This is a genomic window from Paracoccus methylovorus, from assembly GCF_016919705.1.
In the GTDB taxonomy this organism is placed as follows: Bacteria; Pseudomonadota; Alphaproteobacteria; order Rhodobacterales; family Rhodobacteraceae; genus Paracoccus; species Paracoccus methylovorus.
In genome coordinates this window covers 203,451-230,229 of record NZ_CP070369.1, presented here as the reverse complement: position 1 = coordinate 230,229, position 26,779 = coordinate 203,451, and the positions used below count along the sequence as shown (strand labels likewise).

General features: G+C 66.5%; 16 protein-coding genes. 11 read left to right on the top strand and 5 right to left on the bottom strand.

All coding sequences use genetic code 11. The annotated features are described in order from the left end of the window. Window positions 1-103: 103 nt before the first annotated feature. Window positions 104-1,447 carry an esterase-like activity of phytase family protein gene (locus JWJ88_RS11975; protein WP_205295578.1) on the bottom strand — a complete coding sequence of 448 codons (1,344 nt, stop codon included), beginning with the start codon at window positions 1,445-1,447 and terminating at the stop codon, window positions 104-106. 212 nt (window positions 1,448-1,659) lie between these two features. Between JWJ88_RS11975 and JWJ88_RS11970 the strand changes: the two genes are divergently transcribed. Next, a complete protein-coding gene (locus JWJ88_RS11970; protein ID WP_205295577.1) occupies window positions 1,660-9,999 on the top strand; it encodes a GH36-type glycosyl hydrolase domain-containing protein in 8,340 nt (2,779 codons plus the stop codon). A gap of 41 nt (window positions 10,000-10,040) precedes the next feature. On the opposite strand, the gene JWJ88_RS11965 is transcribed toward JWJ88_RS11970, so the two are convergent. Beyond that, window positions 10,041-10,538, bottom strand: coding sequence for an Lrp/AsnC family transcriptional regulator (locus JWJ88_RS11965; RefSeq protein WP_205295576.1), 498 nt, complete (start codon window positions 10,536-10,538; stop codon window positions 10,041-10,043). Between the two features lie 165 nt (window positions 10,539-10,703). Here JWJ88_RS11965 and JWJ88_RS11960 point away from each other — a divergent pair, with 165 nt between their 5' ends. From JWJ88_RS11960 to JWJ88_RS11940, 5 genes are all read left to right on the top strand, one after another. After that, entirely contained in the window at window positions 10,704-11,957 is a 1,254-nt protein-coding gene (locus JWJ88_RS11960) for a 3-methyl-2-oxobutanoate dehydrogenase (2-methylpropanoyl-transferring) subunit alpha (RefSeq protein WP_205295575.1), read from the top strand. 1 nt (window position 11,958) lies between these two features. Beyond that, window positions 11,959-12,975, top strand: coding sequence for an alpha-ketoacid dehydrogenase subunit beta (locus JWJ88_RS11955; protein ID WP_205295574.1), 1,017 nt, complete (start codon window positions 11,959-11,961; stop codon window positions 12,973-12,975). A gap of 1 nt (window position 12,976) precedes the next feature. Beyond that, window positions 12,977-14,260 carry a dihydrolipoamide acetyltransferase family protein gene (locus tag JWJ88_RS11950; protein ID WP_205295573.1) on the top strand — a complete coding sequence of 428 codons (1,284 nt, stop codon included), beginning with the start codon at window positions 12,977-12,979 and terminating at the stop codon, window positions 14,258-14,260. A gap of 3 nt (window positions 14,261-14,263) precedes the next feature. After that, the gene (gene lpdA, locus JWJ88_RS11945; RefSeq protein WP_205295572.1) at window positions 14,264-15,652 is read left to right on the top strand and encodes a dihydrolipoyl dehydrogenase; all 1,389 of its coding nucleotides are present in this window, start codon (window positions 14,264-14,266) and stop codon (window positions 15,650-15,652) included. A gap of 74 nt (window positions 15,653-15,726) precedes the next feature. Further along, a complete protein-coding gene (locus JWJ88_RS11940) occupies window positions 15,727-16,410 on the top strand; it encodes an adenosylcobinamide amidohydrolase (RefSeq protein WP_240200257.1) in 684 nt (227 codons plus the stop codon). A gap of 12 nt (window positions 16,411-16,422) precedes the next feature. Here the strand turns inward: JWJ88_RS11940 and JWJ88_RS11935 are convergent, their stop codons facing one another. Both JWJ88_RS11935 and JWJ88_RS11930 read right to left on the bottom strand, forming a co-directional pair. Beyond that, window positions 16,423-17,760 (bottom strand): sigma-54-dependent transcriptional regulator, encoded by a 1,338-nt coding sequence (locus JWJ88_RS11935; protein ID WP_205295571.1) that lies wholly within the window; start codon window positions 17,758-17,760, stop codon window positions 16,423-16,425. After that, window positions 17,757-19,445 carry a sensor histidine kinase gene (locus JWJ88_RS11930; RefSeq protein ID WP_205295570.1) on the bottom strand — a complete coding sequence of 563 codons (1,689 nt, stop codon included), beginning with the start codon at window positions 19,443-19,445 and terminating at the stop codon, window positions 17,757-17,759. Before JWJ88_RS11930 ends, JWJ88_RS11935 begins: the two co-directional genes overlap by 4 nt. Before the next feature lie 204 nt (window positions 19,446-19,649). On the opposite strand from JWJ88_RS11930, the gene JWJ88_RS11925 reads away from it, so the two are divergent. Then, complete coding sequence (locus tag JWJ88_RS11925; protein WP_205295569.1) at window positions 19,650-21,017, top strand: dicarboxylate/amino acid:cation symporter; 1,368 nt, start codon at window positions 19,650-19,652, stop codon at window positions 21,015-21,017. A gap of 52 nt (window positions 21,018-21,069) precedes the next feature. Here JWJ88_RS11925 and JWJ88_RS11920 read toward each other — a convergent pair whose 3' ends face one another. After that, window positions 21,070-22,080, bottom strand: coding sequence for a LacI family DNA-binding transcriptional regulator (locus JWJ88_RS11920; protein WP_205295591.1), 1,011 nt, complete (start codon window positions 22,078-22,080; stop codon window positions 21,070-21,072). Between the two features lie 96 nt (window positions 22,081-22,176). Here JWJ88_RS11920 and JWJ88_RS11915 point away from each other — a divergent pair, with 96 nt between their 5' ends. From JWJ88_RS11915 to JWJ88_RS11900, 4 genes are read left to right on the top strand one after another with little or no spacing between them, the layout of a single operon-like run. Further along, window positions 22,177-23,229, top strand: a complete 1,053-nt coding sequence (locus JWJ88_RS11915; protein ID WP_205295568.1) for a sugar phosphate isomerase/epimerase family protein — start codon at window positions 22,177-22,179, stop codon at window positions 23,227-23,229. Beyond that, window positions 23,226-24,320, top strand: a complete 1,095-nt coding sequence (locus JWJ88_RS11910; RefSeq protein WP_205295567.1) for a Gfo/Idh/MocA family protein — start codon at window positions 23,226-23,228, stop codon at window positions 24,318-24,320. The genes JWJ88_RS11915 and JWJ88_RS11910 overlap by 4 nt, the downstream gene beginning before the upstream one ends. Next, on the top strand, window positions 24,317-25,801 hold the full coding sequence (locus tag JWJ88_RS11905; protein ID WP_205295566.1) for a sugar ABC transporter ATP-binding protein: 1,485 nt from the start codon (window positions 24,317-24,319) through the stop codon (window positions 25,799-25,801). The genes JWJ88_RS11910 and JWJ88_RS11905 overlap by 4 nt, the downstream gene beginning before the upstream one ends. Further along, on the top strand, window positions 25,798-26,766 hold the full coding sequence (locus JWJ88_RS11900; protein WP_205295565.1) for an ABC transporter permease: 969 nt from the start codon (window positions 25,798-25,800) through the stop codon (window positions 26,764-26,766). Before JWJ88_RS11905 ends, JWJ88_RS11900 begins: the two co-directional genes overlap by 4 nt. Window positions 26,767-26,779: the final 13 nt, after the last annotated feature.

Here is a 26,779-nt window from a genome sequence, read left to right as displayed (position 1 = left end):
TCGCCTGCTCCCTTGCGGGGCGCATGACTGCCGGCCAGGGAACATGATAGGCCCGTCCCCGCCCGGCGTCGATTGTTTTCGGGGCCGCCGCGCGCCCCGGCGGTTATTTCGCCGCCAGCAGTTCCGGCACCGACAGCAGGATGAATTCGTTGTCCGCCGCCTTGCCGATCTGCCGCCCGCCCGAGAAGGGCAGGTTGTTGTCATTGGCCAGCATGATGTGGCTGTCATCGACCCGCGCCACGTCTTCGATGGTGAAGAAGGGGAAGGTGAAATTCCCCTCGGCCGGGTGCAGGCCGGCCAGCGCCTTGCCGTCTGGGTCGGCGATGTCCAGCAGGTCGATATGGCCGATGCGGCGGATGTAACCTTCGTCGTCGGTGCCGGCGGTATCGACCAGAACCACGCGTTTCACCTGTGCTGGCTGCGGATAGCAGGCCGACAGATCGCTGCCGCCCTCGGGGCAGGCGCGGGCGGCGTCGCCTTCGCCGTTGTCGCGCTCGATGACCAATGCGCGGGTTTCGTCGATAAAGTTGAAATCGCCGATCGCCGTGGCACCCTCGGACAGGCGGAAGCGATAGCTGTCGCCCGTCCAATCGGCCTTGGCGGTGTCAAAGGTCATGACCCGCAGGAAATCGCCCTCGGGCTGGCCGTCGCTGCCCAACAGCGGCTTTTCCAGCATCGCCCAAAGCAGGCCCGTGCCCGGCTGCAATGCCATGCCTTCGTAACCGCCGGAACGCTGCACGCGGAAATCCGTGCCCGGTTGCGCGGGAACGACGACGCCGGGGGTGTCGGGACCGGCCAGCGCCGCACCCTCCAGCATGGTCTGATGCACCGATACCACCCGCCCCTGCGGCGTTGCCCGCAGGATATAGGGGCCGAACTCGTCGCCGATCCAGATCTCGCCGTCCTGATACTGGATGCTTTCGGGATCGAAATCGGCGCCGGTCAGATAGCGGCTTTCGGTCGTCTCGTTGGCGATGCGAAAGGGAACCTTGCGGTCGGGATCGTGCAGGAACACCGTTTCCAGCCGCGTCACCTGCCCCGAGGCGAAATCGGGCTGCATGCGGTGAAAGAACAGCAGTGCGTCGGGGCTGTTCGCCTTGGCGCCAAAGCCGTTGTCGGTCAGGGTGAACCAACTGCCGTCCTCGGCCCGGTTCATGGCAAAGCCTGACATGCCCTGCACCGGCTGGCCCAGAAACGGCAGCGCGATGCCGGTCTGGTGGCTGCCATAGGCCGCTCCGGTATCGCCCATCACGGACATGGGCACGTCGTTGCGCGCGCCTGCGGCGAACCGACCCGAAATCCACAGATCTCGCGGGGCGTCCGCCGGCGGCGGGACCATGGTAAAGGCGGGCAGGACGGCGTGACCGGCCAGCCGGGCGGGAAAGACCTCTTCGGCAAGGGCGGCGGGGGCGATGGAGCAGGCAAGCAGGGCAAGGCCAAGACGCATGGTTCGAAATCCTTTTTTCGTCGCGATGCGCCTCTTTAAGTCCGGCAGATGACAGCGATGCGGCGGCGCGGTGTCAGCTTCGTGACGCCGGGCGGGCCACGCGACTTGCAGAGGGGATATCCTGCCGCACGGCGATGTGTGCAGGTTTTTTGGAACCCCGCCGCGGTCCCGGCCCTTTCCTCTGGGGCATAATGACGGGGTGAGACGGAACCATGCAAGCAGATGGGGCCGGGGTCGACACCCGGGACGGCGATGGAACAGGGGCAACGGCGGCCTCTGTCTTCGAGGCGGCGGGGCGCGCGGTGCTTCAGCAGCAGGGGTTGCAGATCCCGGGTTTCGACCCTCGCGCTGCGCGTTTCGATGTGGGTCAGGCGGCGCGCGATCAGCGCGCGCTGTATCAGGCCGCGCTCAAGGCCGATGCCGAGAGCGAACATATCACCACCGCCACGCGCTGGCTGCTGGACAATTACCACACCATTGCCGAGACCTATCGCCACCTGACCCGCGACCTGAGCCCGACCTTCCTGCGCTCGTTGCCGCGCGACCATTTCCCCCCGGCGGCCGAGCCGATTCCCCGCGTGCTGGCGCTGGCATGGGATTACGTCGCCATGGTGGACGGCGATCTGCGCGAGCGCAGCTTTGCCGATTTCATCGCCGGCGCGCAGCAGGTCGACTGGCTGACCATCGGAGAGCTGTGGTCGCTGCCCTCGATGCTGCGCTATGCGCTGTTGTTGCGCATGTTGCGGCTGAGCGAAGAGACTGAGCACGCCCGCAGCGGCCGGCGCGACGCCAACACCGCCATGGACCGGCTGATGGCGCAGGATGAACCGGGGCCTGCGGAATTCGATCAGGTGGTCTCTGGCCCGGCCTTGCAGAACCCCGCCTTTGTCGCGCAGGTGATCTATCGCCTGCATGCGGGCATGGACCTTACCCATGCCATCACCACCGAACTGGCCCGCCGGCTCGAGGCGCAGGGCAAGACCGCCGAACAGGTGCTGGCCAGCGAACATGACCGCCAGACCGCGAACAACGTCTCGGCTGCCCATATCATCCGCGCGCTGAAGCGTCTGGACGAGATCAACTGGCGCGAATGGTTCGAGGCGACCAGCCGGACCGAAGCCATCCTGCGCGAGGATCCCGACCACCAGAATCTGGCGCCCCAGACCCGCAACGCGATCCGCAACCGTATCGAGATGATCGCGCGCCATTCCGATCTGACTGAGCCCGAGGTGGCCGAGCGTGCTCTGGCGGCGGCGGGGCGGCCGGATATCCCGGTTTCGGTGGTGCTGTTGGGCGACGACGCCGCCCGGTTCGAGGCCGATTGCGGCTATCGCCCGGTCTGGCGCGAGCGGCTGGCGCGATTTGCGCGCCGCAATGGCATCCTCAGCCTGATCGTGCCGCTGGCGGGGCTGATGGTGCTGACCATCGCGGTCTGTCTGGTCTATGTTCCCTCGCAGACCAGCGGCGCATTGGCCGCCACGCTGATCGTGCTGTCGCTGGCCGCCTTTCTGGATGCGGGGCTGGCGCTGATGCGTTTTCTGGCCAGCCGGCTGATCGCGCCGTCGCAACTGCCCGCCTATGGTTTCAAGGACGGCATCCCGCCCGAATACGCGACGCTGGTGGTGATCCCTTGCCTGCTGACCAGCCTCGACACCATCGACGACCTTCTCAACAATCTCGAGGTGCATTACCTTGCCAATCCCGACCCGGCGCTCAGCTTTGCGCTGCTGACGGATTTCACCGATGCGCCCGAGGAAACCACTCCGCGCGACGCCGGGCTTCTGGTCTATGCGCGCCGTGGCATCGCGGCGTTGTCGGATAAATACGCCCACACCGGGCAACGCTTTTACCTGCTGCACCGCCGTCGGCAATGGAACGAGGCCGAGGGCGTCTGGATGGGATGGGAGCGCAAACGCGGCAAGCTGGTCGAGCTGAACGCCCTGCTGCGCGGCAGCCGCGACACCAGCTTTGTCGATGTCGGCCCGCGCCTGCCGCAGGGCATCCGCTATGTCGTGACGCTGGACGCCGATACATGGATGCCGCGCGATACCGTGCGCATGCTGGTGGGCATGATGGCCCATCCGGTCAACCGCCCGGTCTATGATCCGGCGCGGCAGCGCATCACGCGTGGCCACGGGTTGATCCAGCCGCGCGTCACCTCGCTTTTGAAACACGGCAGCCAGACCTCGCCCTTTCAGCGCATCCTGTCGCAGGACAAGGGGTTGGACCCTTATGTCTTTACCGTATCCGATCTTTATCAGGATCTGTTCGGTCAGGGCACCTATACCGGCAAGGGGATCTATGACGTCGATGCCTTCGCCGTGGCCCGGGACGGGATCCGCGAGAACACGGTCCTGAGCCACGACCTGATCGAGGGTGCATGGCTGCGCGCCGCGCTGGCGACCGACGTGAACTTTATCGAGGAATATCCCAAGCGGTTCGACGTGGACCTGTCTCGCCAGCATCGCTGGGCACGCGGCGACTGGCAGTTGCTGCCCTATCTGCTGGATCTGCGTAACGGTCTGGATGCGCTGGCGCGGTTCCGCATCGTCGACAACCTGCGCCGCACCCTGCTGCCGGTGCTGCTGATGCTGGCGGGTCTGGTGGCGCTGATCGGGCTGCCCTATGGCGATGCGCTGGTCTGGCTGGGGCTTTTGGGTCTTTCCGTGGGCCTGTCGCAATTGCTGGGCTGGCTGATGGGGCTGATGCCGCGCCAGTCCGGGGTCGCGCCGCTGCGCCACATGATGGTCATCGGCGACGAATTGCTGGACCAGATCACCGCCTTCATGATGCGGCTGACGCTTTTGCCGCAAATGGCCTGGAGCATGGTGGACGCCTCGGTGCGCAGTCTGTGCCGGGTTTATCTGTCGCGGCGTCGTCTGCTGGAATGGACCACGGCCGACGCCATCGCCAGCCGTGCGCATGAGACGCTGGCGGGCTATCTGTCGCTGATGCGCGGCGGGTTGGCGCTGGCGCTGGGTTTTGTCGCGCTGGTGGCGCTGTTTCGTCCCCAAAGCCTGCCGCCGGCGCTGATCCTTGGCGCGCTGTGGCTGGGTGCGCCGATCATCGCCTGGATCAGTGCCCGCCCGATCAAGCACGAAGGTGCGCGGCCCCTGACCCGCGACGAGCGGCTGGAATGGCGCGCCGAGGCGCGGCAGATCTGGCGGTTTTTCGAAACCTTCGTGGATGCCGGAACCCACCACCTGCCGCCTGACAATTATCAGGACGACCCGCAGCCGAAACTGGCCGAGCGCACCTCGCCCACCAATATCGGGCTTTACCTGCTTTCGACCGTGACCGCGCATGAGTTCCGCTGGATCACGCTGGGCGAGGCGCTGGACCGGATCGAGGCCACGCTGACCACCATCGAGCAGTTGGAGCGGCACCAGGGCCACCTCTACAACTGGTATGCGACCGACACCTTGCGGCCCTTGGGCGTGCGCTATGTGTCGGCGGTGGATAGCGGCAATCTGGCGGGGCACCTGATTACCCTGTCCTCGGCGCTCAAGGAATGGGCGCGCAACCCGGCGCTTTACCTGCTGCCAGAGCTGTCGGGCGCGGTCGATATCCTGTCGCTGATGCGGCGGCTGCATGCGGCGATCCCGCGCGAACGCCGCAGCCTGAACCCGCTGCACGACCGGATCGAGGAACGCATCACCGGCCTGTGGATCAGCATGGCCGCCGACAAGGCTCCGCATCTGGCCCCCCTGCATGTGCTGAGCTATGCCCGTGCCGCCGCCAACCTGCAGGTGCTGATTCAGGGCCTCGTCACCGAAATCCCCACCGATGCCGTGCGAGAGCTGGACTGGTGGGCCAGTCGGCTGGTCACCACCTGCGACGAGATGGAGGAACTGGGCCGCATCGACCCCCACGAGGTCGCGGTGGCGGCCGGTCGCATGTCGGCGCTGGCCGAACGCGCCCGCGCCTTTGCCTTCCAGATGGATTTCGACTTTCTCTATGACCCTGAACGCCAGCTTCTTGCCATCGGCTACAATTGCGCCGAGAACGCGCTGGATCAGTCCTATTACGACCTTCTGGCCTCCGAGGCGCGGTTGGCTTCGTTCTTTGCCATCGCCAAGGGTGACCTGACGACCGAACATTGGAACCGCCTTGGCCGGCCGATGACGGTGATGCCCTATGGCTCGACGCTGGTCAGTTGGTCGGGCTCGATGTTCGAATACCTGATGGCGCCGCTGGTGATGGACGAGCCTCCCGGCTCGATCCTGCACAGTTCCTGCGATGTGGCGGTCGAAGCGCAGATCCGCGAGGGCTTGCGCGCCGGCAGGCCGTGGGGCGTGTCGGAAAGCGCCTATAACGCCCGCGACAGCCAGATGAACTATCAGTATTATGCCTTTGGCGTGCAGGAACTGGCGTTGCGGCGCTGGTTGCGCGACGATCAGGTCGTGGCGCCCTATGCCAGTTTCATCGCCGCCACCTTCCGCCCCCGCAGCGCGCTTCGCAACCTGCGCCGGCTGGCGACCTTGGGCGCGCGCAGCGAATACGGCTTTTACGATGCGGTGGATTTCACCCCCTCGCGTCTGCTGCAAGGTCACAAATGCGCCGTTGTGCGCAGCGTGATGGCGCATCATCAGGGCATGAGCCTGATCGCTATTGCCAACTGCCTGATGGACGGCCTGCATCGCAACCGCTTCAACGCCGACCCGGTGATCGAAAGCGTCTCGACGCTTTTGCAACAAAAGACCCCGCGCGAAGTCTCGCCGCTTTTTCGCGAAACGATACGGCGGCGCCAGCCCGGCCCGTCCGAGGCTGGCCGGACCGAAATCGTCGAGGTCGCGGATGCGGCAGCCACCCCCCATACCGTCGCGGTCATGTCGAACGGACGGCTGTCGATGCTGCTGGATGCAAGCGGCGCGGGGCGGCTGCGCATGGACGGCACCGCCATCACCCGCTGGCGGCCCGATCCCGCGGCGGATGTCTGGGGCGAGTTCCTGTTTATCCGCGATCTCGCCTCGGGGCGGTGGTGGTCGGCCAGCGCCGCCCCCGGTTTCGACCCGGCGATCGACTATTCCGCCCGGCTGTTCGACTATAAGGCGAATTTCACCGCTCTGGGCGAGGGCATCTATTGCGAGACCGAGGTGATCCTGTCCGATGACCTGGATGCGCGCGGCGCGCGGGTCAAGCTGCGCAACGTCTCGAACCGGCCGCGCCAGCTTGCCCTGACCAGCTATGGCGAAATCGTGCTGGACGACAACGCCGCCGACCGCGCCCATACCGCCTTTTCGCGCATGTTCGTCGCGACCGAGGCCCAGCCCCAGCGCGGCCGCATCTTTGCCCGCCGCAACAAGCGCAACCCCGGCGACCCCGACCGGCACCTGATGCACCTGAGCGCGGGCGCGGGCGTGCCCGATGGCGCAGCGACCGACCGCCGGCTGTTCCTGGGCCGCGGCCACACGATCCGCGCCCCGCAGGCGCTGGACAACCCAGAGGTGCTGGCGCAGATCGCGCAGGGCGAAAGCTATACGCTGGACCCGGTCTTTTCGCTGACGCGGCGGCTGACCATCGAGCCGGGGAAAGAGGCGGTGGTCAGCTTCTGGACCGTCACCGCCCCCGACCGCGAGACGCTGGAAGAGGCGTATCTGCATCTGGCCGACGAATCCGCCTATGACAACGAACACCAGATGGCGTGGACCCGCAGTCAGGTGCAGTTGCATCACGCCGACATCACCCCCGAAGAGGCGGCGCTGTTTCGCCGCTATGCCGCGCTGCTGGTCTATCCCAACCAGTTGCTGGCCTCGCAGGTGCGCCATGCCATGGGGCAGCAGTCGGTGCTGTGGCCGATGTCGGTTTCGGGCGACAATCCGATCATGGTGCTGCGCATCAACGACCCCGACCTGATGCCGGTGGCGCGTCAGGCGATCCGTATGCAGGAATACCTGCGGATGCGCGGGCTGGAATGCGATCTGGTGATCCTGAACGAACAGCGCGTCAGCTATGCCGCGCATCTGCACGAGGCGCTGAACAACCTGTGTCACAGCATGCAACTGCTGCATTCGCGGCCATCGGTCTTTGCGGTCGATGCGAATGGGCTGTCGGCTGAAACCCGCGACACGGTTCTGGCCGTGGCTCGCGTGGTGATCCATGCCCAGAACGGCAGTCTGGCCGAGCAGATCCAGCGGCTGGAGACGACCGACCTGCGGCGCGGCATCACCCGCCCCCCGGCCCGGCCCTTGCAGCGCCCGCCCCTGCGCAGCGATTTCCCGGCCGAGGATCTGCAGTTCTGGAACGGCACCGGCGGCTTTGACGCGCAGGGGAACTATGTCACCCGCCTGCGCCACGGCCAGACCACGCCGAACCCATGGATCAACGTCGTCGCCCGCAGCGACTTCGGCTTTCACATCTCGGCCGAGGGCGCGGGGTTTTCGTGGTCGGCCAATTCTCGCGACCACCAGTTGACGCCGTGGTCGAACGACGCGGTCAGCAACCCGCCCGGCGAAGGCATCCTGATCCGCGATCTGGGCACCGGCGCGATCCACACACCCTATGCGGCGCTCTCCAGCCAGCGCGAGGCGCTGTATCAATGCCGCCACGGCGCCGGTTTTTCCGAGTTCACCGCATGGTCGGGCGAACTCGAACTATCGGCCCTGCACAGCCTGACCCCGGACGCGCCCCTGCGTGTGGTCGGTCTGCGGCTGACGAACCACGGCACGCGGCGGCTGACGCTGGACGTGGCGCAGTTCCTTGAGCCGGTGATGGGTGGCGCCCGTGCCAAGACCGCGCCCTATCTGCAACTGCGCTATCTGCCCGAGGCGCGCGCCGTGGAATGCGAAAACCCGTTTTCCATCGACTATGCCGGTCAGCGCATGGTCATGTCCGTCGATCGCGAGGTCAGCGGGCTTTGCCTGTCGCGTCTGATCTGGAAAGGGCGCAACCGCGACATTTGCCTGCCCGCGTGGTTCGATTCCACGCTGGGCCATCGTTTCGTGCATCGCCACGACGGCGACCCGGTGATGATGCTGGAAACCCGGATCGAGATCGAGCCGGGCGAAACCCAGAACGTCACCTTCCGTCTGGCCGCCACGACCGGCGATGCCGCCGCGCCGCTGCTGGCCCGCCCCGACACGGCCCGGCAGGCGGCCACCGCCCAGACCGACCATTGGCAGCACATCTTTGGCCGCCTGCAGGTGGAAACGCCAGATCCGGCCTTTGACCTGATGGTGAACCGCTGGCTGCCCTATCAGGCCATCGCCTGCCGGATCAGGGCGCGCTCGGCCTTTTATCAGGCGTCGGGCGCTTACGGGTTCCGCGACCAGTTGCAGGACACCTCGGCCATGCTGGTCTATGACCCGGCTTGGGCGCGCGCGCAGTTGCTCGAAGCCGGTTCGCGCCAGTTCCCCGAAGGCGACGTGCAGCACTGGTGGCTGCCCGGCACGGGCGCCGGCGTGCGCACCCTGATCGCCGACGACGTGGTCTGGCTTGGCCATGCTCTGGCGCGCTATGTCGAGGTCACGGGCGACCGCTCGATTCTGGACGAGCCCCTGCCCTTCATCCTTGGCCGTGCGCTGGAACCGGGCGAACATGACGCCTTTTACCAGCCCGACATCGGCGACCGAAGCGTCACGCTTTACGAACATGCCGTGCTGGCGCTGGAGCTTGCGATTGCCCGCACCGGCGAAAAGGGCCTGCCGCTGTTTCTGGGTGGCGACTGGAACGACGGCATGAACCGTGTGGGTGCCGGGGGTCGCGGCCAGTCGGTGTGGATGGGTTGGTTCCTGTCCCAGACCATCGCCATGATGGCGCCGCTGGCCGAGGAACGTGGCGAGGATGAGCGCGCGAAACGCTGGCGGGCGCATGCCGCGCGGCTGTCGCGGGCGCTGGAACGGCACGGCTGGGACGGCGGCTGGTATCTGCGCGGTATCTATGACGACGGCACGCCGCTGGGCTCGGCCGCGTCGCAGGAATGCCGGATCGACTCCATCGCGCAAAGCTGGTCGGTGATCTCGGGCGCGGGTCGCAAGGACCGGCGCGGCCCGGCGCTGGACGCGGCGCTGGAACATCTGCTGGACGAAAACGGCATGCTGTTGCGGCTGTTCACGCCGCCTTTTGCCCATGCGCCGCAGGACCCCGGCTATATCAAGGGCTATCCGCCCGGCGTGCGGGAAAACGGCGGGCAATATACCCATGCCGCAATCTGGATGGTGCAGGCGCTGTGCATCGCTGGCCGCGCCGACGATGCGTGGCGGGTGTTCCGGCTGCTCAACCCGATCAGCCATACCAGTGACGCCGACACCTTGCAGATCTATCGCGGCGAACCCTATGTCGTGGCCGCCGATGTCTATGGCGCCGACGAAAAGTCCGGCCGCGCCGGCTGGACGTGGTACACCGGCTCGGCCGGCTGGCTGCACCGCGTCGCGGTCGAGCAGATCCTTGGCCTTCGCATCAAGGACGGCGAAAGGCTGGAGGTCGCGCCTGCCATGCCCTCGCATTGGCCGGGTTTCCGCGCCAGCGTGATGATCGGCACGCACCGCCACGAGGTCGAGGTGACACGCGACGCGACCGGCAAACCGCAAGTCCGGGTCGATAAGGGCAGGTGACGGCGGCACTGGCCATTGCCTGCCTCACAGCCCCTGCGGCGCTAGTCCGTTTCGGACAGCAGCGGCAGGATGCTGCCCCGTTCCTTCAGGCAGCGCAGGGTAAAGATCGAGCGGGCGTTGCGGATGCCCGGCACCCGGTAAAGCTTGCGGCGCAGGAATTCCTCGTATCCGCGGGTGCCGTTCACCGCGACCTTCAGCAAATAGTCATACTCTCCGGTGGTCAGGTAAACCTCTTGCACCTCGGGGATCGCGGCGATGGCGCGGCCGAATTCCTCCAGCACCTTGTCGTCGTGACGTTCCAGCGTGATCTCGATGATGACCGTTTCGGCGGCGCCAAGGCGCGACTGGTCCAGAAGCGCGGTATAGCCCTTGATCACGCCCTCGGTTTCCAGCCGGCGGGTGCGTTGCCAGCAGGGGCTGGGGGACAGCCCGACCTTTTCGGCAAGCTGGCTGTTGGACAGCCGGCCATCGCGACTCAGCGCCCGCAGGATCCTGAGGTCGATCGCGTCAAGTTGCCGCGGTGCAGAAGGACTGCTCATAATATGCCTGATTGCCAGAAGAATATTTTGCATATTGGCTGACAGCCGGAAATAAAGAAAGAAGATTTTGCGACGTTTTGTGGCATCATCCCTTTGGGAAGGAGCCATGGAACGCCCGTTAAAACCGGGTGTTGCGTCAGGTTCCCAAGGTATGAGGAGGTGCCGATGCAGAGGCCAGACCCCGATGAGTATCCGCCGCTAAGCCTTGTCGTGCCCGAGCCCGAGGTGCGCCCCGGCGGCCAGCCGGATTTTTCGCATGTGGCGATCCCGCGCGCCGGCACCGTGCGCCGTCCCGATGTGGACGCCGATCCCGAAGGCATCCGCGATCTGGCCTTTACCATCATCCGCGTGCTGAACCGCGAAGGACAGGCGGTCGGTCCTTGGGCCGAGGGGCTGGACATCACCCCCGAGGAATTGCTGGCCGGCCTGCGCCACATGATGACGCTGCGCATCTATGACGCGCGGATGTTGAACGCGCAGCGCCAGCAAAAGACCAGTTTCTACATGCAGCATCTGGGCGAAGAGGCGATCTCTTGCGCATTCCAGCGCGCCCTTGCACCCGGCGACATGAACTTTCCGACCTATCGTCAGGCCGGGCTGCTGATCGCGGCGGGCTATCCGCTCAGCTCGATGATGAACCAGATCTTTTCGAACGCCGAGGACCCGATGCTCGGCCGCCAGTTGCCGGTCTGCTATTCCTCGCGCGAGCATGGCTTCTTTTCGATCTCGGGCAATCTGGCCACGCAGTTCATTCAGGCGGTGGGTTGGGCCATGGCCTCGGCCATATCGGGGGATTGCAAGATCTCGGCGGCATGGATCGGCGACGGCTCGACGGCGGAAAGCGACTTTCACGCGGCGCTTGTCTTTGCCTCGACCTACAAGGCGCCGGTGGTGCTGAACATCGTCAACAACCAGTGGGCGATCTCGACCTTCCAAGGCATAGCGCGCGGCGGTGCGGGCACATTCGCGGCCCGGGGTCTGGGCTTTGGCATCCCCTCGCTGCGGGTCGATGGCAACGACTATCTGGCTGTACTGGCGGTGGCGAAATGGGCGGCGGAACGCGCCCGGCGCAACCTTGGCCCGACGCTGGTGGAATACGTCACCTATCGCGCGGGCGGGCATTCGACCTCGGATGATCCCTCCGCCTATCGCCCGGCCGAGGAAAGCACGGCGTGGCCCTTGGGCGACCCGATCCTGCGGCTCAAGAACCACCTGATTGCGCTGGGTATCTGGAGCGACGAACGCCACCAACAGGCCGAGGCCGAGATTCTGGCCGAGATCACCGAGGCGCAAAAGCGCGCCGAGGCCATCGGCACCCTGCATCACGGCCAGCACCCCAGCCCCGCCGGCATGTTCGAGGATGTCTATGCCGAAATGCCGCCACATCTTTTGAAGCAACGTCACGAGGCGGGGTTCTGACATGGCACGCATGACGATGATCGAGGCGATCCGCGACGCGCTGGACGTGGCCATGGGCGCCGACCCCAGCGTGGTCGTCTTTGGCGAGGACGTGGGCTATTTCGGCGGCGTTTTCCGCTGCACCGCCGGCTTGCAGGCGAAATACGGCAAGACGCGCTGTTTCGACACGCCGATCAACGAATCCGGCATTGTCGGTGCAGGCATCGGCATGGCGGCCTATGGCCTGAAGCCGGTGGTCGAGATCCAGTTCGCCGATTACATGTATCCGGCCTATGATCAGATCGTGTCCGAGGCGGCGCGGCTGCGCTATCGCTCGGCCGGGCAGTTCACCTGTCCGATGGTGATACGCATGCCCACCGGCGGCGGCATCTTTGGCGGCCAGACCCACAGCCAGTCGCCCGAGGCGCTGCTGACCCATGTGACAGGTCTGAAGACCGTGGTGCCCTCGAACCCGCGCGACGCCAAGGGGTTGCTGCTCGCTGCCATCGAAGACCCCGATCCGGTGATCTTCATGGAACCGAAGCGGCTGTATAACGGCCCCTTTGACGGCCATCACGACCGGCCCGTTACGGCATGGAAAAGCCACGAACTGGGCGAGGTCCCCGAGGGGCATTACACCGTGCCGCTGGGCAAGGCGGTGGTGCGCCGTCAGGGCCGCGCCGCGACCGTGCTGAGCTATGGCACCATGGTCCATGTCGCGCTGGCAGCAGTCGAGGAATCCGGTGTCGACGCCGAGGTGATCGACCTGCGCACCCTGTTGCCCCTGGACATGGAAACAATCGCCGCCTCGGTCAACAAGACCGGCCGCTGTCTGGTGCTGCACGAGGCGACGCTGACCTCGGGCTATGGCGCGGAACTGGCGGCGCTGGTTCAGGCCGAGTGCTTCTGGCAACTGGAAGCGCCGGTGCGGCGGGTGGCGGGCTGGGACACGCCCTATCCGCATACGCATGAATGGAGCTATTTCCCCGGCCCCGCTCGGGTGGCCGAGGCATTGCGTCAACTGGTCGAGGTGGCCTGACATGGGTATTCACGCAATCCGCATGCCCGATATCGGCGAAGGCATCGCCGAGGCAGAGATCGCCGAATGGCTGGTCAAGCCCGGCGACACCCTGCGCGAGGACGACCCGATGGTCGCCGTCATGACCGACAAGGCCACGGTCGAAATCCCCAGCCCGGTCACCGGCACCGTGGTCTGGCAGGCAGGTCAGCCGGGCGACGTGATCGCCGTCGGGGCTGAACTGATCCGGCTGGAGGTGGACGGGCCGGGCAATGTCGCGGGTGATGCGGGGGCTGCTGTGCCCGCCGCCGTCCCGCCGACATCTGCGCCCGCCCCGGCTGCGGCTGAACCGGCCAAGGCAGAGCCAGAGCCCGCGCCGGAACCGCAGACTCAACAGCCCAAGCCAGCCGCTGCTGCACCCTCTGCCGCGCCGCTGCGGCCCGAAGGCGAAAGACCCATCGCCTCGCCCGCGGTTCGGGCACGGGCGCGCGAGGCCGGGGTGGATCTGCGTCTGGTGCGCGGCTCTGGTCCCGCCGGCCGGATCGGGCATGAGGATCTGGATGCCTTCATCGCCTCGGGCGGCGTTCCCGCGCCCTCGGGTCCGCAGGCCGATACCTCGGTCGAGGAAATCCGCGTCATCGGCCTGCGTCGCAAGATCGCCGAACGCATGGAGGCCGCGAACCGCATTCCCCAGATCACCATCGTCGAAGAGGTGGACGCCACCGCGCTGGAGGACCTGCGTGCCCGGCTGAACGCGCAAGCAAAAGGGGTCAAGTTGAACCCGCTGGCCTTTATCGCCCGTGCCATCGTGCGGGCGGTGCGCGAACAGCCGATCCTGAACGCGCATTACGACGCCGACGCCGGGTTGATCCACCGCTTTGGCGGGGTTCATATCGGCATTGCGGCACAAACGCCCACAGGGTTGATGGTGCCGGTGGTCCGCCACGCCGAGGCGCTGGACCTGCGCGCCACCGCCGCCGAGATCGCCCGCGTCGGCGCCGCCGCCAAAGAGGGCACGGCGCGCCGCGACGAACTGACCGGCTCGACCATCACCATCACCTCGCTGGGACCGCTGGGGGCCATCGCCTCGACCCCGATCCTGAACGTGCCCGAGGTCGCCATCGTCGGCGTCAACCGGCTGGCGGTCCGGCCGTTCTGGAACGGTACGGCCTTCGAGCCGCGCAAGATGATGAACCTGTCGTGCAGCTTCGACCACCGGGTGATCGACGGCTGGGACGCCGCCGTCTTCGTGGCGCGGCTGAAAGAACTGCTGGAAACCCCGGCGCTGATCTTCGTGGAGGGCTGAGCTATGCGCGAGATCCAATGCAGACTGCTGATCGTCGGCGCCGGTCCGGGCGGCTATGTCTGCGCAATCCGTGCCGGGCAACTGGGGGTGGACACGGTGATCGTGGATGCCCAGCCTCCGGGCGGAACATGCCTGAACGTGGGCTGCATCCCCTCGAAGGCACTGATCCATGCCGCCGATGAATTTCATCAACTTACACAGCTTTCCTCGAAACCTTCGATGGGCATTGCCGCGGCAGATCCCCAACTGGATCTGGCGGCGACGGTGGAATGGAAAGACGGCATCGTCGAGCGGCTGACCGGCGGCGTGGCGACGCTTTTGCGCAAGGCCAAGGTGCGGCTGGTCACTGGCCAGGCCACGGTCCGCGACGGCAAGACCGTGCTGGTGGATACGCCCGAAGGCCCGGTGCAGATCCGCGCCGAGGTTCTGGTTCTGGCCACCGGGTCCGAGCCCATCGAACTGCGGTCGCTGCCCTTTGGCGGCAAGGTGATTTCTTCGACCGATGCGCTGGCCCTGACCGAAGTGCCTGGACGTCTGGCCGTGGTCGGCGGCGGCTATATCGGGCTGGAACTGGGGATCGCCTATGCCAAGCTGGGCGCCGAGGTGACGGTGGTCGAGGCCGCCCCGCGCATCCTGCCGCAATATGACGCCGAACTGACCCGGCCCGTGGCGCAGCGCCTGACAGGGCTGGGCGTCCGGGTGCTGACCGGCGCGCGCGCCGGCGGGCTGTCGGACAGCGGGGCGCTGCGCGTCGCCGGTGTCGACGGGGCCGAGGATATTCAGGCCGACAAGGTCCTTGTCACCGTCGGCCGCCGCCCACGCGCAACCGGCGCGGGGGTAGAGAGCCTGCGGCTGGACATGGCCGGTCCCTTTATCCGCATAGATGAACGGTGCCGCACCTCGATGACCGGGGTTTTTGCCATCGGGGATGTGACGGGCGAGCCTATGCTGGCGCACCGCGCCATGGCCCAAGGCGAGATGGTGGCCGAGATCGTCGCCGGCAAGCGGCTGGTCTGGGACAAGCGCGCGATTCCCGCGGTCTGTTTTACCGACCCCGAGATCGTCAGCGTCGGCCTGTCCCCGGACGAGGCCGCGACACAGGGCCTGAAGGTCATCACCGGGCTGTTCCCCTTTGCCGCGAATGGCCGGGCGATGACGGCGGCAGACGAGGCGGGCTTTGTCCGCGTCACCGCGCGCGAGGACACGCACGAGGTGCTTGGCATTCAGGCCGTCGGCGCGGATGTCGCGGAAATGGCCGGCGGCTTTGCGCTGGCGCTGGAGATGGGCGCGCGGCTCGAGGACATCACCGGCACCATCCACGCCCACCCCACCCGGGGCGAGGCACTGCACGAAGCCTGCCTGCGCGCCCTTGGCCACGCGCTGCATATCTAGCGCGCGTGACCGATCCCATTGATCGCCGCGCCGCAATGGCGCAAACCGGCCGGGCGTATGGCGGGGATGGGGTGATGGCGACGGAACGGACGGTTTTGCGGGTCAAGCTGGCCCCGCCCTTTCTTGCGGCGGATCTGGGGCGGGTGCGGCGCGTGCTGTCCTTTGCCCCGCATCATCCGGGCTTTTCCAGCGCCCGGCATATCATCTTTCGCCAGGTGCGCGACGCCGACCTGACGCCCGATCTGGACGCGCCGCGCTGGCTTGCGGCCGAGATGGCGCGGATCGGCCATGGCGGGGATGTGGGCATGATGACCTCTCGCGCGCTGACCTATCACCAGTTGGCCTGCGCCGGCCCGGTGGCCTGTCTCACCACGGTGGGTCTGGGTAATGCCGAACGTGTGGGCAGCCGTCGCGGGGTTCCGCCGCAGGGCTATGGCACCATCAACATCGCCCTGCTGATCGAGGACGGGCTGACCGATGCCGCGATGATCGAGGCACTAAGCATCGTGGCCGAGGCCCGCACCGCCGCCATCCTGACCGCAGGCATCGACCTGCCGACCGGGCGTGCGACCGGCACCGGCACCGATTGCATCGCCGTGGCCTGCGATGCCGGGCAGACCGCCTTTGCCGGGCTGCATACGCCCTTGGGAGAGGCGATCGGCGCAGCCGTGCATGATGCCGTTCTGGCCGGTGCGCTGGCATGGATCGCGGATCATGGCACCCGCCTGCCGGAACACCCCGACGCCGTCACCGCCTGAAGGCCCTGCGGATCAGTCGCCGCCGCCCCGGAAATCGGCGGGGCGAATGCCGTGCCGCGCCAGCTTGTCATAGAAGGTCTTGCGCGGCAGGCGCAGCCGGCCCAAGGCCTGCGTCGCGTTGCCATGGGCAAGCCGCAGCGCCTCTCGGATCAGTTCGGCCTCGTAATCCGCGACCAGGTCGGCCAGACCCGATGCCTCGCCGCCCTCTTGCGGCGGGTCAAAGGATGACAGCCCCAACGCATGACTTTCGGCGAATTGCTGCAATTCGCGCAGGTTGCCGGGCCAGCCATATCCGGCCAGCCGAGCCTTGACCGCGCCGGTGACGCGCGCGACCGGCAGGTTCAGCCGCGCCGCCGCCGTCAGCAGGAAATGCCGGAACAGTTCGGGGATATCCTCTCGTCGCTCGACCAGAGGCGGCAGGGTCAGGGTGACGCCCGCCAGCCGATAGTAAAGGTCGCTGCGAAACTGCCCTTCGCGCATCCGCCGCTCAAGATCGGTGCGGGTCGAGGCGATGACGCGCAGGTCCAGCGGGCGCGGTGCTGCGGTGCCGGGCGGCTGGATCGCGCCCGCCTCGATCAGCGCCAGCAGGCGGGCCTGCAAAGCGGGGGAAAGCGCGTCGATTTCGTTCAGATAAAGCGTGCCGCGATGGGCTGCCTCCAACCGGCCGGGGATGCGCGCAGAGCGGCCCTGCGGCTCGACCCCCAGCATTTCGGCCTCGAACCGCGATTCGTCCAGCGCGGCGCAGGCGATATGGACAAAGGCGCGCGCGCGGCGCGGGCCTTGGCGGTGAATGGCGCGGGCGACGGTTTCCTTGCCCGAGCCGCCGGGGCCGAGGATCAGCAGATCACCGCCCGCCTCGGCCACGCGGGCGATGGTTTCGCGCAGGTGCTGCATGAAAGGGCTTTGCCCGATCAGTCGGGTCTCGCGCGCGGCGCTGTCCTGTTGCTGGCGGCGCAGCGCACGGTTTTCCAGCACCAGTGCCCGGCTTGAGGCCGCACGCGCCAGCGCCGCCGCCAGCGTGCCGCCGCCGACCGGCTTGGTCAGAAAGTCATAGACCCCCTGCTTCAGCGCCGCCACGGCCATGGGAACATCGCCGTGCCCGGTCAGCAGGATCACCGGCAAATCCGGGTCCAGCGCATGGATCCGGTGGAACAGTTGGAACCCGTCCATACCCGGCATGCGCACATCGCTAAGCACCACGCCGGGCCATTCGGGGCCCAACCCCTCCAGCGCCTTGGCCGGGTCGGTAAAGGTTTCGGCACGGAATCCGGCCAGTTCCAGCGCCTGCAACTGCGCCTCCAGCAGGTCGGGGTCGTCATCGACAAGGCGGACAAGGGGCGTGCTGTTCATGGCGCTTTCGGCAAGTCGAGGTGGAAGGTCGCACCCTGCCCTTGGCATGGCGGCTCGGCGGTCAGGCTGCCGCCGAAGTCCCGCGCGATCTCTTGCGAGATCACCAGCCCAAGGCCCAGACCTTCGGGCTTGCTGGTGGCAAAGGGGGTGAAAAGATTGGCGGCGATCTGCGGCGGAAGTCCGGGCCCGTTGTCTGAAATGCTAAGCCGCAGCATCGGCCCGTCGTCGCACAGGGCAATGCGGATCTCCGGGTCGGGTCTGCCCTCCAGCGCCTCTTGCGCGTTCTGGATCAGGTTCACCATGATCTGTTCCAGCCGCACGGTTTCGGCCAGCACCCGCAGACCGGGCGGGATTTCCGGCAGGATCAGGCGGACGCTTTGCGCCCTGCGGCGGCTGGCGGTCAAAAGCAGCGCCGCATCCAGCGCATCCTTGAGCGAGACCGGGGCAAGTTCCCCCGTCGCCTTGCGGGCAAAGCCGCGCAATTCGGTGGTGATCTGGGCGATGCGGTCGGACATGCGCAGGATCTGCGACAGGTTGCGATCCAGATCGGGGGTATCGCCCGCAGGCAGCATGTGGCGGCCGTTTTCGGCCAGCAGGCGAATGGTGGCAAGGGGCGTGTTCACCTCATGCGCCACGCCGGCGGTGATCTGGCCCAGCGTCGCCAGCTTGTTGGCCTGCACCATTTCGCCCTGCAACTGCGTCAGCCGCTGCTCGGCGGTGCGGCGCTCGCGCATTTCCTCGGACAGGTCGCGGGTGCGTTCGGCCACGGCACGTTCCAGATCGGCGCGATAGCGGCGCTCGGTCTCGGCGCGGCGGGCGGCGCGGGTGCGGGCGCGCAATGCCCAGAACCCTCCGGCCAGCAGCAGGGTGAACAGAAAGCCCACGGTCCCAGCGGCCAGCAGCGCCGCCCGCACCGCCTCGGTCGAGGGGGCGCGGATCCACAGCGTCCATCCCGCGCCGGGCACATCCAGCCGGGCCGAGACCCGCCCGGCCGGAACCGGCGGCAGCGGCCCAAAGCGCAGCCGGGGCGTGCTGGTCAGGATCACCTGGCCGGTGTCGTCGGTGACCAGCGTCGTCTCGGCCGCCTGCGCCCAGCCCTGCTCCATCGCGTCGAATTCGACCTTCACCACGATGACGCCCAGCGTTTCATCCTGCTGGGGCACGTCATGCGACAGATAAAGGCCGGGCCGCGTGCTGACGGTGCCAAGCGCGAATTGCGTCGCCTCTCCCTTAAGCAGCGCGTCGCTGAAATAGCTGCGAAAGCTGTAGTCCATGCCGACGAAACTGTCGGGATCGTGCCAGTTCGAGGCGGCGATCGCCACCCCGTCGCTGTTCAGCAGATAGATCACAGCGCTGCTGGTCTGGTCCTGCAACCGCTCCAGCTTTTGCGACACGCGCGAGACATTGGCCTCGGACGGCTCGATCAGGGCCAGCCGCACGGCGGCGTCGTCCGACAGCACCGTGGCTACGGCGCGCTGCTTGGCCAGCACGCTTTCCAGTGTCTGCACCCGGCTGCGCGCGCTGATCTCCAACCGCTCGGTCAGGGTGCGGGCGGCGTTGTCATGGGCCAGCCGAAACGTCAGCACCAGCGCCGCCAGAAAGGCCAGCACCAGCCCCGCCGCGATCATCAGCCGCCACAGCATCATATGCGGGCTTTCATCCTGCGAATCGGTGGTGGCGGCCATGTTTCCCCTTGCGAGCCGGCTGTGCGGGTTTTCACACTAGCAGATCCGTTTTGTGCGGAAAACCACACAGATATGCATGGTGCTTTTGAACAAAAAGCTATGATTACAACGCATTGCCGTCATGCGCCCGGATTTTGGGCGCGGCCGCCCGGGAATTTATCATGCCCGTCACGTCATCGTTACACGCAGGTCGGAGGAGGCCCCATGCAAATCGACACCACGGTAGTGCCGGCGGTACACGCACCGCGCCCCTTTTACAGACATCTTTATTTTCAGGTTCTTGTCGCAATCGTCACCGGGGCGTTGATTGGGCATTTCTATCCCGAAACGGGCGAGGCGCTGAAGCCGCTGGGCGATGGCTTCATCAAGCTGGTCAAGATGATCATCGCCCCGGTCATCTTTCTGACCATCGTGACCGGGCTGGCCGGCATGGGCACGCTGCGGGGCGTGGGCTCGGTCGTCGGCAAGGCGTTCGGCTATTTCCTGACATTCTCGACACTGGCGCTGATCGTCGGGCTTATCACCGCCAATCTCATCCGTCCCGGTGCCGGGATGAACATCGACCCGGCGTCGCTGGACGCCAGCAAGGTGGCCAACTATGCCGCCAAGGCGCATGAATCCAGCCTGACCGGCTTTGTCATGGACATCATCCCGAACACGCTGACCTCGGCCTTTGTCGACGGCAACATCCTGCAGGTGCTGTTCATCGCCATCCTGTTCGGCATCGGCTTGATTCTGGTCGGTGAGAAGGGCAAGCCCGTCGTCGATCTGTTCGAAGCCGCCAGCCACGCCGTTTTCCGCATGGTCGATATCCTGATGAAGGCCGCGCCCATCGGCGCCTTCGGCGCCTTCGCCTTTACCATCGGCAAATACGGCATCGCCTCGGTGGTGAACCTTGCGACGCTGGTGGGGACCTTCTACCTGACCTCTGCGCTGTTCATTATCGTGATCCTGGGCACGGTCTGCATGCTCAACGGGTTCTCGATCTTCCGGCTGATTTCCTATCTCAAGGCCGAGATCCTGCTGGTGCTGGGTACCTCTTCCTCGGAATCGGCGCTGCCCGCGCTGATGGAAAAGATGGAGAAGGCCGGTTGCAAGCGTTCCGTCGTGGGTCTGGTCGTTCCGACCGGCTATAGCTTCAACCTGGACGGCACCAATATCTACATGACCCTTGCCGCGCTGTTCATCGCGCAGGCGACGAATATCGACCTGACGCTGCAACAGCAGATCCTGCTGCTGCTGGTTGCGATGCTGTCCTCGAAAGGGGCGGCGGGCGTGACCGGGGCGGGCTTCATCACCTTGGCCGCGACGCTTTCGGTGGTGCCGACGGTGCCGGTTGCCGGCATGGCGCTGATCCTGGGCGTGGACCGCTTTATGTCGGAATGCCGTTCGATCACCAATTTCATCGGCAATGCCGTCGCCACCGTCGTCGTCAGCCGCTGGGAAGGCGCGCTGGACCGCGAACAGTTCGACCGCGTGATGGCTGGCGGTGCCGGCCGAGAGGTCAAGCCGATCCACGACCTGCATGGTGTGCCCGCAGGTCTGCGTCTGGACGAGGCCAGCGCCGACTGAACCGGCCCATATCAAGCGAAAAAGGGGCGTCCGCAGGGGCGCCCTTTGCCGTTCAAGGCGGCGGTGCGGTGGTTTCGCGCAGCATCAGCCGGGGCTCCAGCAGCGTCACGGGCGGGATCTCGCGCCCGGCGATACGGTCCAGAATGATCCGCGCCGCCTTGCGGCCGATTTCTCGCTTGGGCTGGCGGATCGTGGTCAGCGCCGGGGTCAGATGCGACACCAGCTCGATATCGTCGAAACCGATGATCGAGACATCGCGCGGCACGACATGGCCTGCCCGCTGAAGCCCGGACATGAAGGCGCAGGCCATCTCGTCGGAAAAGGCAAAGACGCCGGTCGGGCGCTCGGCCGGGGCAAGATCCTGCCAGACCTGCGCCGCCTGCTGCCCGGATTGCATGGTAAAGTCGCCGGCGAAATGGGTGATCCGCGCCGCGCCGGCGGCGTCATGCGCGCCCTGCTGCCGCGCCTTGTGCAGCACGTTTCCGGGCGGGCCGCCGATCAGGCCGATATGGTCGTGGCCAAGGCTGCGCAAATGCGCCACGGCCAGCCGCCCTCCCTCGCGATTGTCCAGCATGACGCGGGGCAGATCCGCGCCCTCGATCCATTCGCAGGCCGAGATGACCGGCGGCAGGTCCGGCCGGCCCGCCAGATCGCCAAATGGCGCCAACCCGTCCAGCAAGATGATTCCGTCCGCGCGCGAAGGGTCCAGAAAACGGTCCAGCCTCGTATGGCGGCCGCTGTCCTCCAGCGTGTCGGCGACCAGCAGGTCATAGCCCCCGGCAGCCAGTTCCCGGCCCATACCATCCAGAATCTTGGCAAAGAACGGATTGCCCAGATTGGGCAGCAGGGCCACGACGCAGCCGGTCCTTTGCTTGCGCAGGTTGCGTGCTGCGTGGTTCATCCGATAGCCGGTCTCGGCCACGGCCTGCATCACCGCCGCGCGGGTCGCCTCGGCTACCACCCCCGGATTGGACAGCACCCGGCTGACGGTCGAGGCCGACACCCCCGCGCGCCTTGCGACATCCGATAATCTGGCCCGTCCGGGCGCGTCACGGCTTTCCATCGTCAAAGGTTATGCACCCTGCGCGGCGCGGCGCAAGAAAATGTTTGCAATCGATTGCAGAGCAGTGCAGCCTGAGTTTGGGGAGTGAGGGATACCATGCGGACCATCAAGGGACCGGCGCTGTTTCTGGCGCAGTTCATCGGCGACACGGCGCCTTTCGACAGTTGGGACGGCATCACCCGCTGGGCGGCGGATTGCGGCTATCTGGGCGTGCAGGTGCCGACCAGCGATCCGCGCATGCTGGACCTGTCGCGCGCCGAGCAGTCGCAGGACTACCGCGACGAATTCCTGGGCATCGCCCGGCAGAACGGCGTCGAGGTGACCGAGCTTTCGACCCATTTGCAGGGCCAGTTGATCGCCGTCCATCCGGCCTATGACGCAGGTTTCGACGCCTTTGCGCCGCCTGCCCTGCGCGGCAATCCCGCCGCGCGGCAGGAATGGGCCGCGGATCAGGTCGCCCGCGCGATCCGGGTCAGCCGCTTGCTGGGACTGGATCGGATGGCGACGTTTTCGGGGGCGCTGGCCTGGCCCTATCTTTACCCTTGGCCGCAGCGCGCACCGGGGTTGGTCGAGGCCGCATTCGATACTCTGGCCGCCCGCTGGCGTCCCTTGCTGGATCTGGCCGAAGAGCACGGCATCGACATCTGCTATGAGATCCATCCGGGCGAGGATCTGCATGACGGCACGACCTTCGAAATGTTCCTTGATCGCGTGGACGGGCACGGCCGCGCGAACATGCTTTACGACCCCTCGCATTACGTCCTGCAACAGTTGGATTATTTGCAGAACATCCAGATTTATCACGACCGCATCCGCATGTTTCACGTCAAGGACGCCGAATTCCGGCCGACCGGGCGGCAGGGTGTCTATGGCGGCTATCAGAACTGGGCGGATCGCGTCGGACGCTTTCGCAGTCCCGGCGATGGTCAGGTCGATTTTCCCGCCGTGTTCTCCATACTGACGCAATACAGTTTCGACGGCTGGGCGGTGGTCGAATGGGAGTGCGCGCTGAAACACCCCGAGGACGGCGCGCGGGAAGGCGCGCGCTTCGTGCGCGACCACATCATCCGGGTCACGCCGCACGCTTTCGACGATTTTGCCGCCAGCCACGTGGATCAGGCGGCCATCGACCGGGCGCTGGGGCTATGAGACCGGTTCGGCTGGGCATGGTCGGCGGGGGCAGCGGTGCCTTTATCGGCGCCGTTCACCGCATCGCCGCGCGGATGGACGGACAGTTCGTGCTGGTCGCCGGGGCGCTGTCGTCGGACGCCGACCGCGCCGCCGCCAGCGCGGCCGAGTTGGGCATCCGCAGCTATGACAGTTTTCACGAGATGGTCCGGGCCGAGGCCGCGCGCGAGGACGGGATCGAGGCGGTGAGCATCGTCACCCCCAACCACTTGCACGCCGCCCCCGCCGCAGCCTTCTTGCGCGCGGGCATTCATGTGATCTGCGACAAGCCCCTGGCGGCGACCCCCGAACAGGCGCAGCAGATCGCCGAGGCCGCACGGGCCAGCGGCGCGCATTTCTTTCTGACACATAATTATTGCGCCATGCCGATGGTGCGCGAAGCCCGTGCGCTGGTGGCCGAGGGTGCGCTGGGGAAAATCCGGCTGGTGCAGGTGGAGTATCTGCAAGGCTGGCTGGCCGATCAACCCGACAGCAAGCAGGCCGAGTGGCGCGCCGATCCCGCGCGCGCCGGTGCCGGGGCCATCGCCGACATCGGCACCCACGCCTGGCAACTGGCCCAGTTCGTGACCGGCCAGACGCCGGCGACCCTTTCGGCCGATCTGTCCAGCATGGTGGCCGGGCGCGTGGTGGATGACGATGCGCGCATCGCGCTGCGCTATGCCTCGGGCGCCAAGGGCGGGATCTGGATCAGCCAGGTGGCGGTGGGGCAAGAGAACGGGCTGTCGCTGCGGATCTTTGGGACCGAGGGGGCGCTGGAATGGCGGCTGCCGGACCCTGAACGGCTGATCCTGTCGCCCAAGGACGGTCCGGCCCGCATCCTGACGCGGGCGCAGGACCGCAGCGCCTCGTTCCGCACTCCGCCCGGGCATCCCGAAGGATATCTTGAGGGATTCTCCAATATATACCTTGATATAGCTTCGATAATTCGCAGAGATTCTAGGTTGTTGGATCGTGTGCCGGGGCTGGATGCCGGCCTTTCCGGCATGGCGTTCATTGCCGCCGCTCAGGCATCCTCGGCGCGGGACGGCGCATGGGTCGAGGTGGGATCATGACCGTATTGGCGCTGCGCAATGTATCCAAAAGCTTTGGCCCCATCGAGGTCCTGCATGACGTAGATCTGGCGCTGGAACCGGGCGAGGTGCATGCGCTGATCGGCGAAAACGGTGCGGGCAAATCCACGATCATGAAAATCCTTGGTGGGTTTCTGGACCCGACCTCGGGCGAAATCGTGCTGGACGGCCAGCCCGTGCGCTTTGCCAGCGGCCCCGAGGCCGAGGCGCAGGGCATCGTGGTCATCCATCAGGAATTCAACCTTGCCGCCGACCTGACCGTGGCGGCGAATGTGTTTCTGGGCCGCGAAATCGGCGGCTGGCGACTGGACCATGCCGCCATGCGTCAGGCGACCGCCGCGCAGCTGAACCGGCTGGACACGCGCATCGACCCCGAGGCGCGTATCCGCGACCTGTCGGTGCCCGACCGCCAGATGGTCGAGATCGCCAAGTCCCTGTCCCGCAAGGCCCGCGTGCTGATCATGGACGAACCCAGCGCCGTGCTGACACATCGCGAGGTTGGCACGCTTTACGAACAGATCGCCCGGCTGCGCGCCGAGGGGGTGGCGATCCTGTATTGCTCGCACCGGCTGGACGAGGTCGCGCATCTGGCCGACCGCATCACCGTGTTGCGCGACGGCCGCGTGGTGCGGCAGGCGCTGCGCGGTGAGCTGACCGAGGACGGCATGGCCACGGCCATGGTGGGCCGCGAGTTGCAAGATTTCTACCCGCCCAAGGGCCAGCCCGGCGATCAGCCGGCGCTGGAGGTCAGCGGCCTGACCGTGCCCGGCCGTGTGCGCGATGTCAGCTTTACCCTGCGTCGGGGCGAGGTGCTGGGCATCGCCGGCCTCGTCGGCTCGGGGCGCACTGAACTGGCCGAGGGGCTGGTCGGTCTGCGCACCTCGATCGGAGAGGTTCGCGTCGAAGGCAGGCCCGTCGCCATCCGCAGCCTGCGCGACGCCTTTGCCGCCGGCCTCGCCTATCTGACCGAGGACCGCAAAGAGGCCGGGCTGCTGCTGGACAAGGGCCTGCGCGAGAACCTGACGCTTGCCACGCTGGAGCGTTTCGGCGGCTGGCGGCTGGATACGCGGGCCGAGGACGCGGCGCTGGACAAGGCCACGCGGGAATTCGACATCCGCGCCCCGCGCCGCGACATGGTGGCCGGCAAGCTTTCAGGCGGAAATCAGCAAAAACTGTTGCTAGCCAAGGTGATGCTGCCTGATCCTAGAATAATTATAATCGACGAGCCGACGCGCGGCATCGATGTGGGCACCAAGCGCCAGATCTATGCCTTCATCCGCAAGCTCGCCGCCGAGGGCCGCAGCCTTATCGTCATCAGCAGCGAGATGACCGAGGTGATCGGGCTGGCCGACCGCGTGCTGGTGATGCGCGAAGGCCGGCTGGCCGGCGAGTTGGCCGGCGCAGACATGACCGAAGACAGGATCGTCCGCCTTGCCATGGGCGTGACCGGAGAAGCCGCATGAAGATCGACCTGCATACCCTTGGCCCGCTTGTCGCTTTGGTCGCCCTGGTGATCCTTGGCGCCCTGCTGAACAGCGCCTTTCTGGCCCCCGCGAACATCACCAACGTGCTGGCGCGTTCGGCCTTTATCGGGCTGATCGCAGTCGGCATGACCTTTGTCATCACCGCAGGCGGGCTGGACCTGTCGGTCGGCTCGATGGCGGCTTTTCTGGCCGGCATCACCATCATTGCCATGAACGCCGCCCTGCCCAGCCTGGGCGTCAACTGGGGCACGATCATGCTGGGCATGGTGGTCGCCGTGCTGGGCGGTATTGCCGCGGGCTGGCTGAACGGCGCGCTGGTCACCAAGGCGCGGATCGAGCCATTTATCGTCACGCTTGGCACCATGGGCATCTTTCGATCGCTGGTGACATGGCTGGCCGACGGCGGCACCCTGTCGCTGGATTACGGCCTGCGCACGCTTTACCGGCCGGTCTATTACGGCGGTATCGGCTGGCTGACATGGCCGATCATCGCCTTTGCGGTGGTCGCGGTCTGCGGCGAATGGACCATGCGCCACTCGCGCTTTGGCCGGCATGTCGAGGCTATCGGATCAAACGACCGGGTGGCGCGGTATTCGGCCATCGACGTGAACCGGATGCGGCTTTTGACCTATGTGCTGTTGGGCCTGCTGGTCGGGCTGGCGGTGGTGCTTTACGTGCCCCGGCTTGGTTCGGCCTCGGGCTCGACCGGCGTGCTGTGGGAACTGGAGGCCATCGCCGCCGTCATCATCGGCGGCACCGCGCTGAAAGGCGGGCGCGGCCGGGTCTGGGGCACTGTGGTCGGCGTGCTGATCCTGTCCCTGATCGACAACATCCTGAATCTGGCCGATCTGGTCAGCCCCTATCTGAACGGGGCGATCCAGGGGGTCATCATCGTTCTTGCTGTCGTCTTGCAGCGGGAGAAACGCACCGCCGAGGAGCGGTGACTGGGGAGGAAGT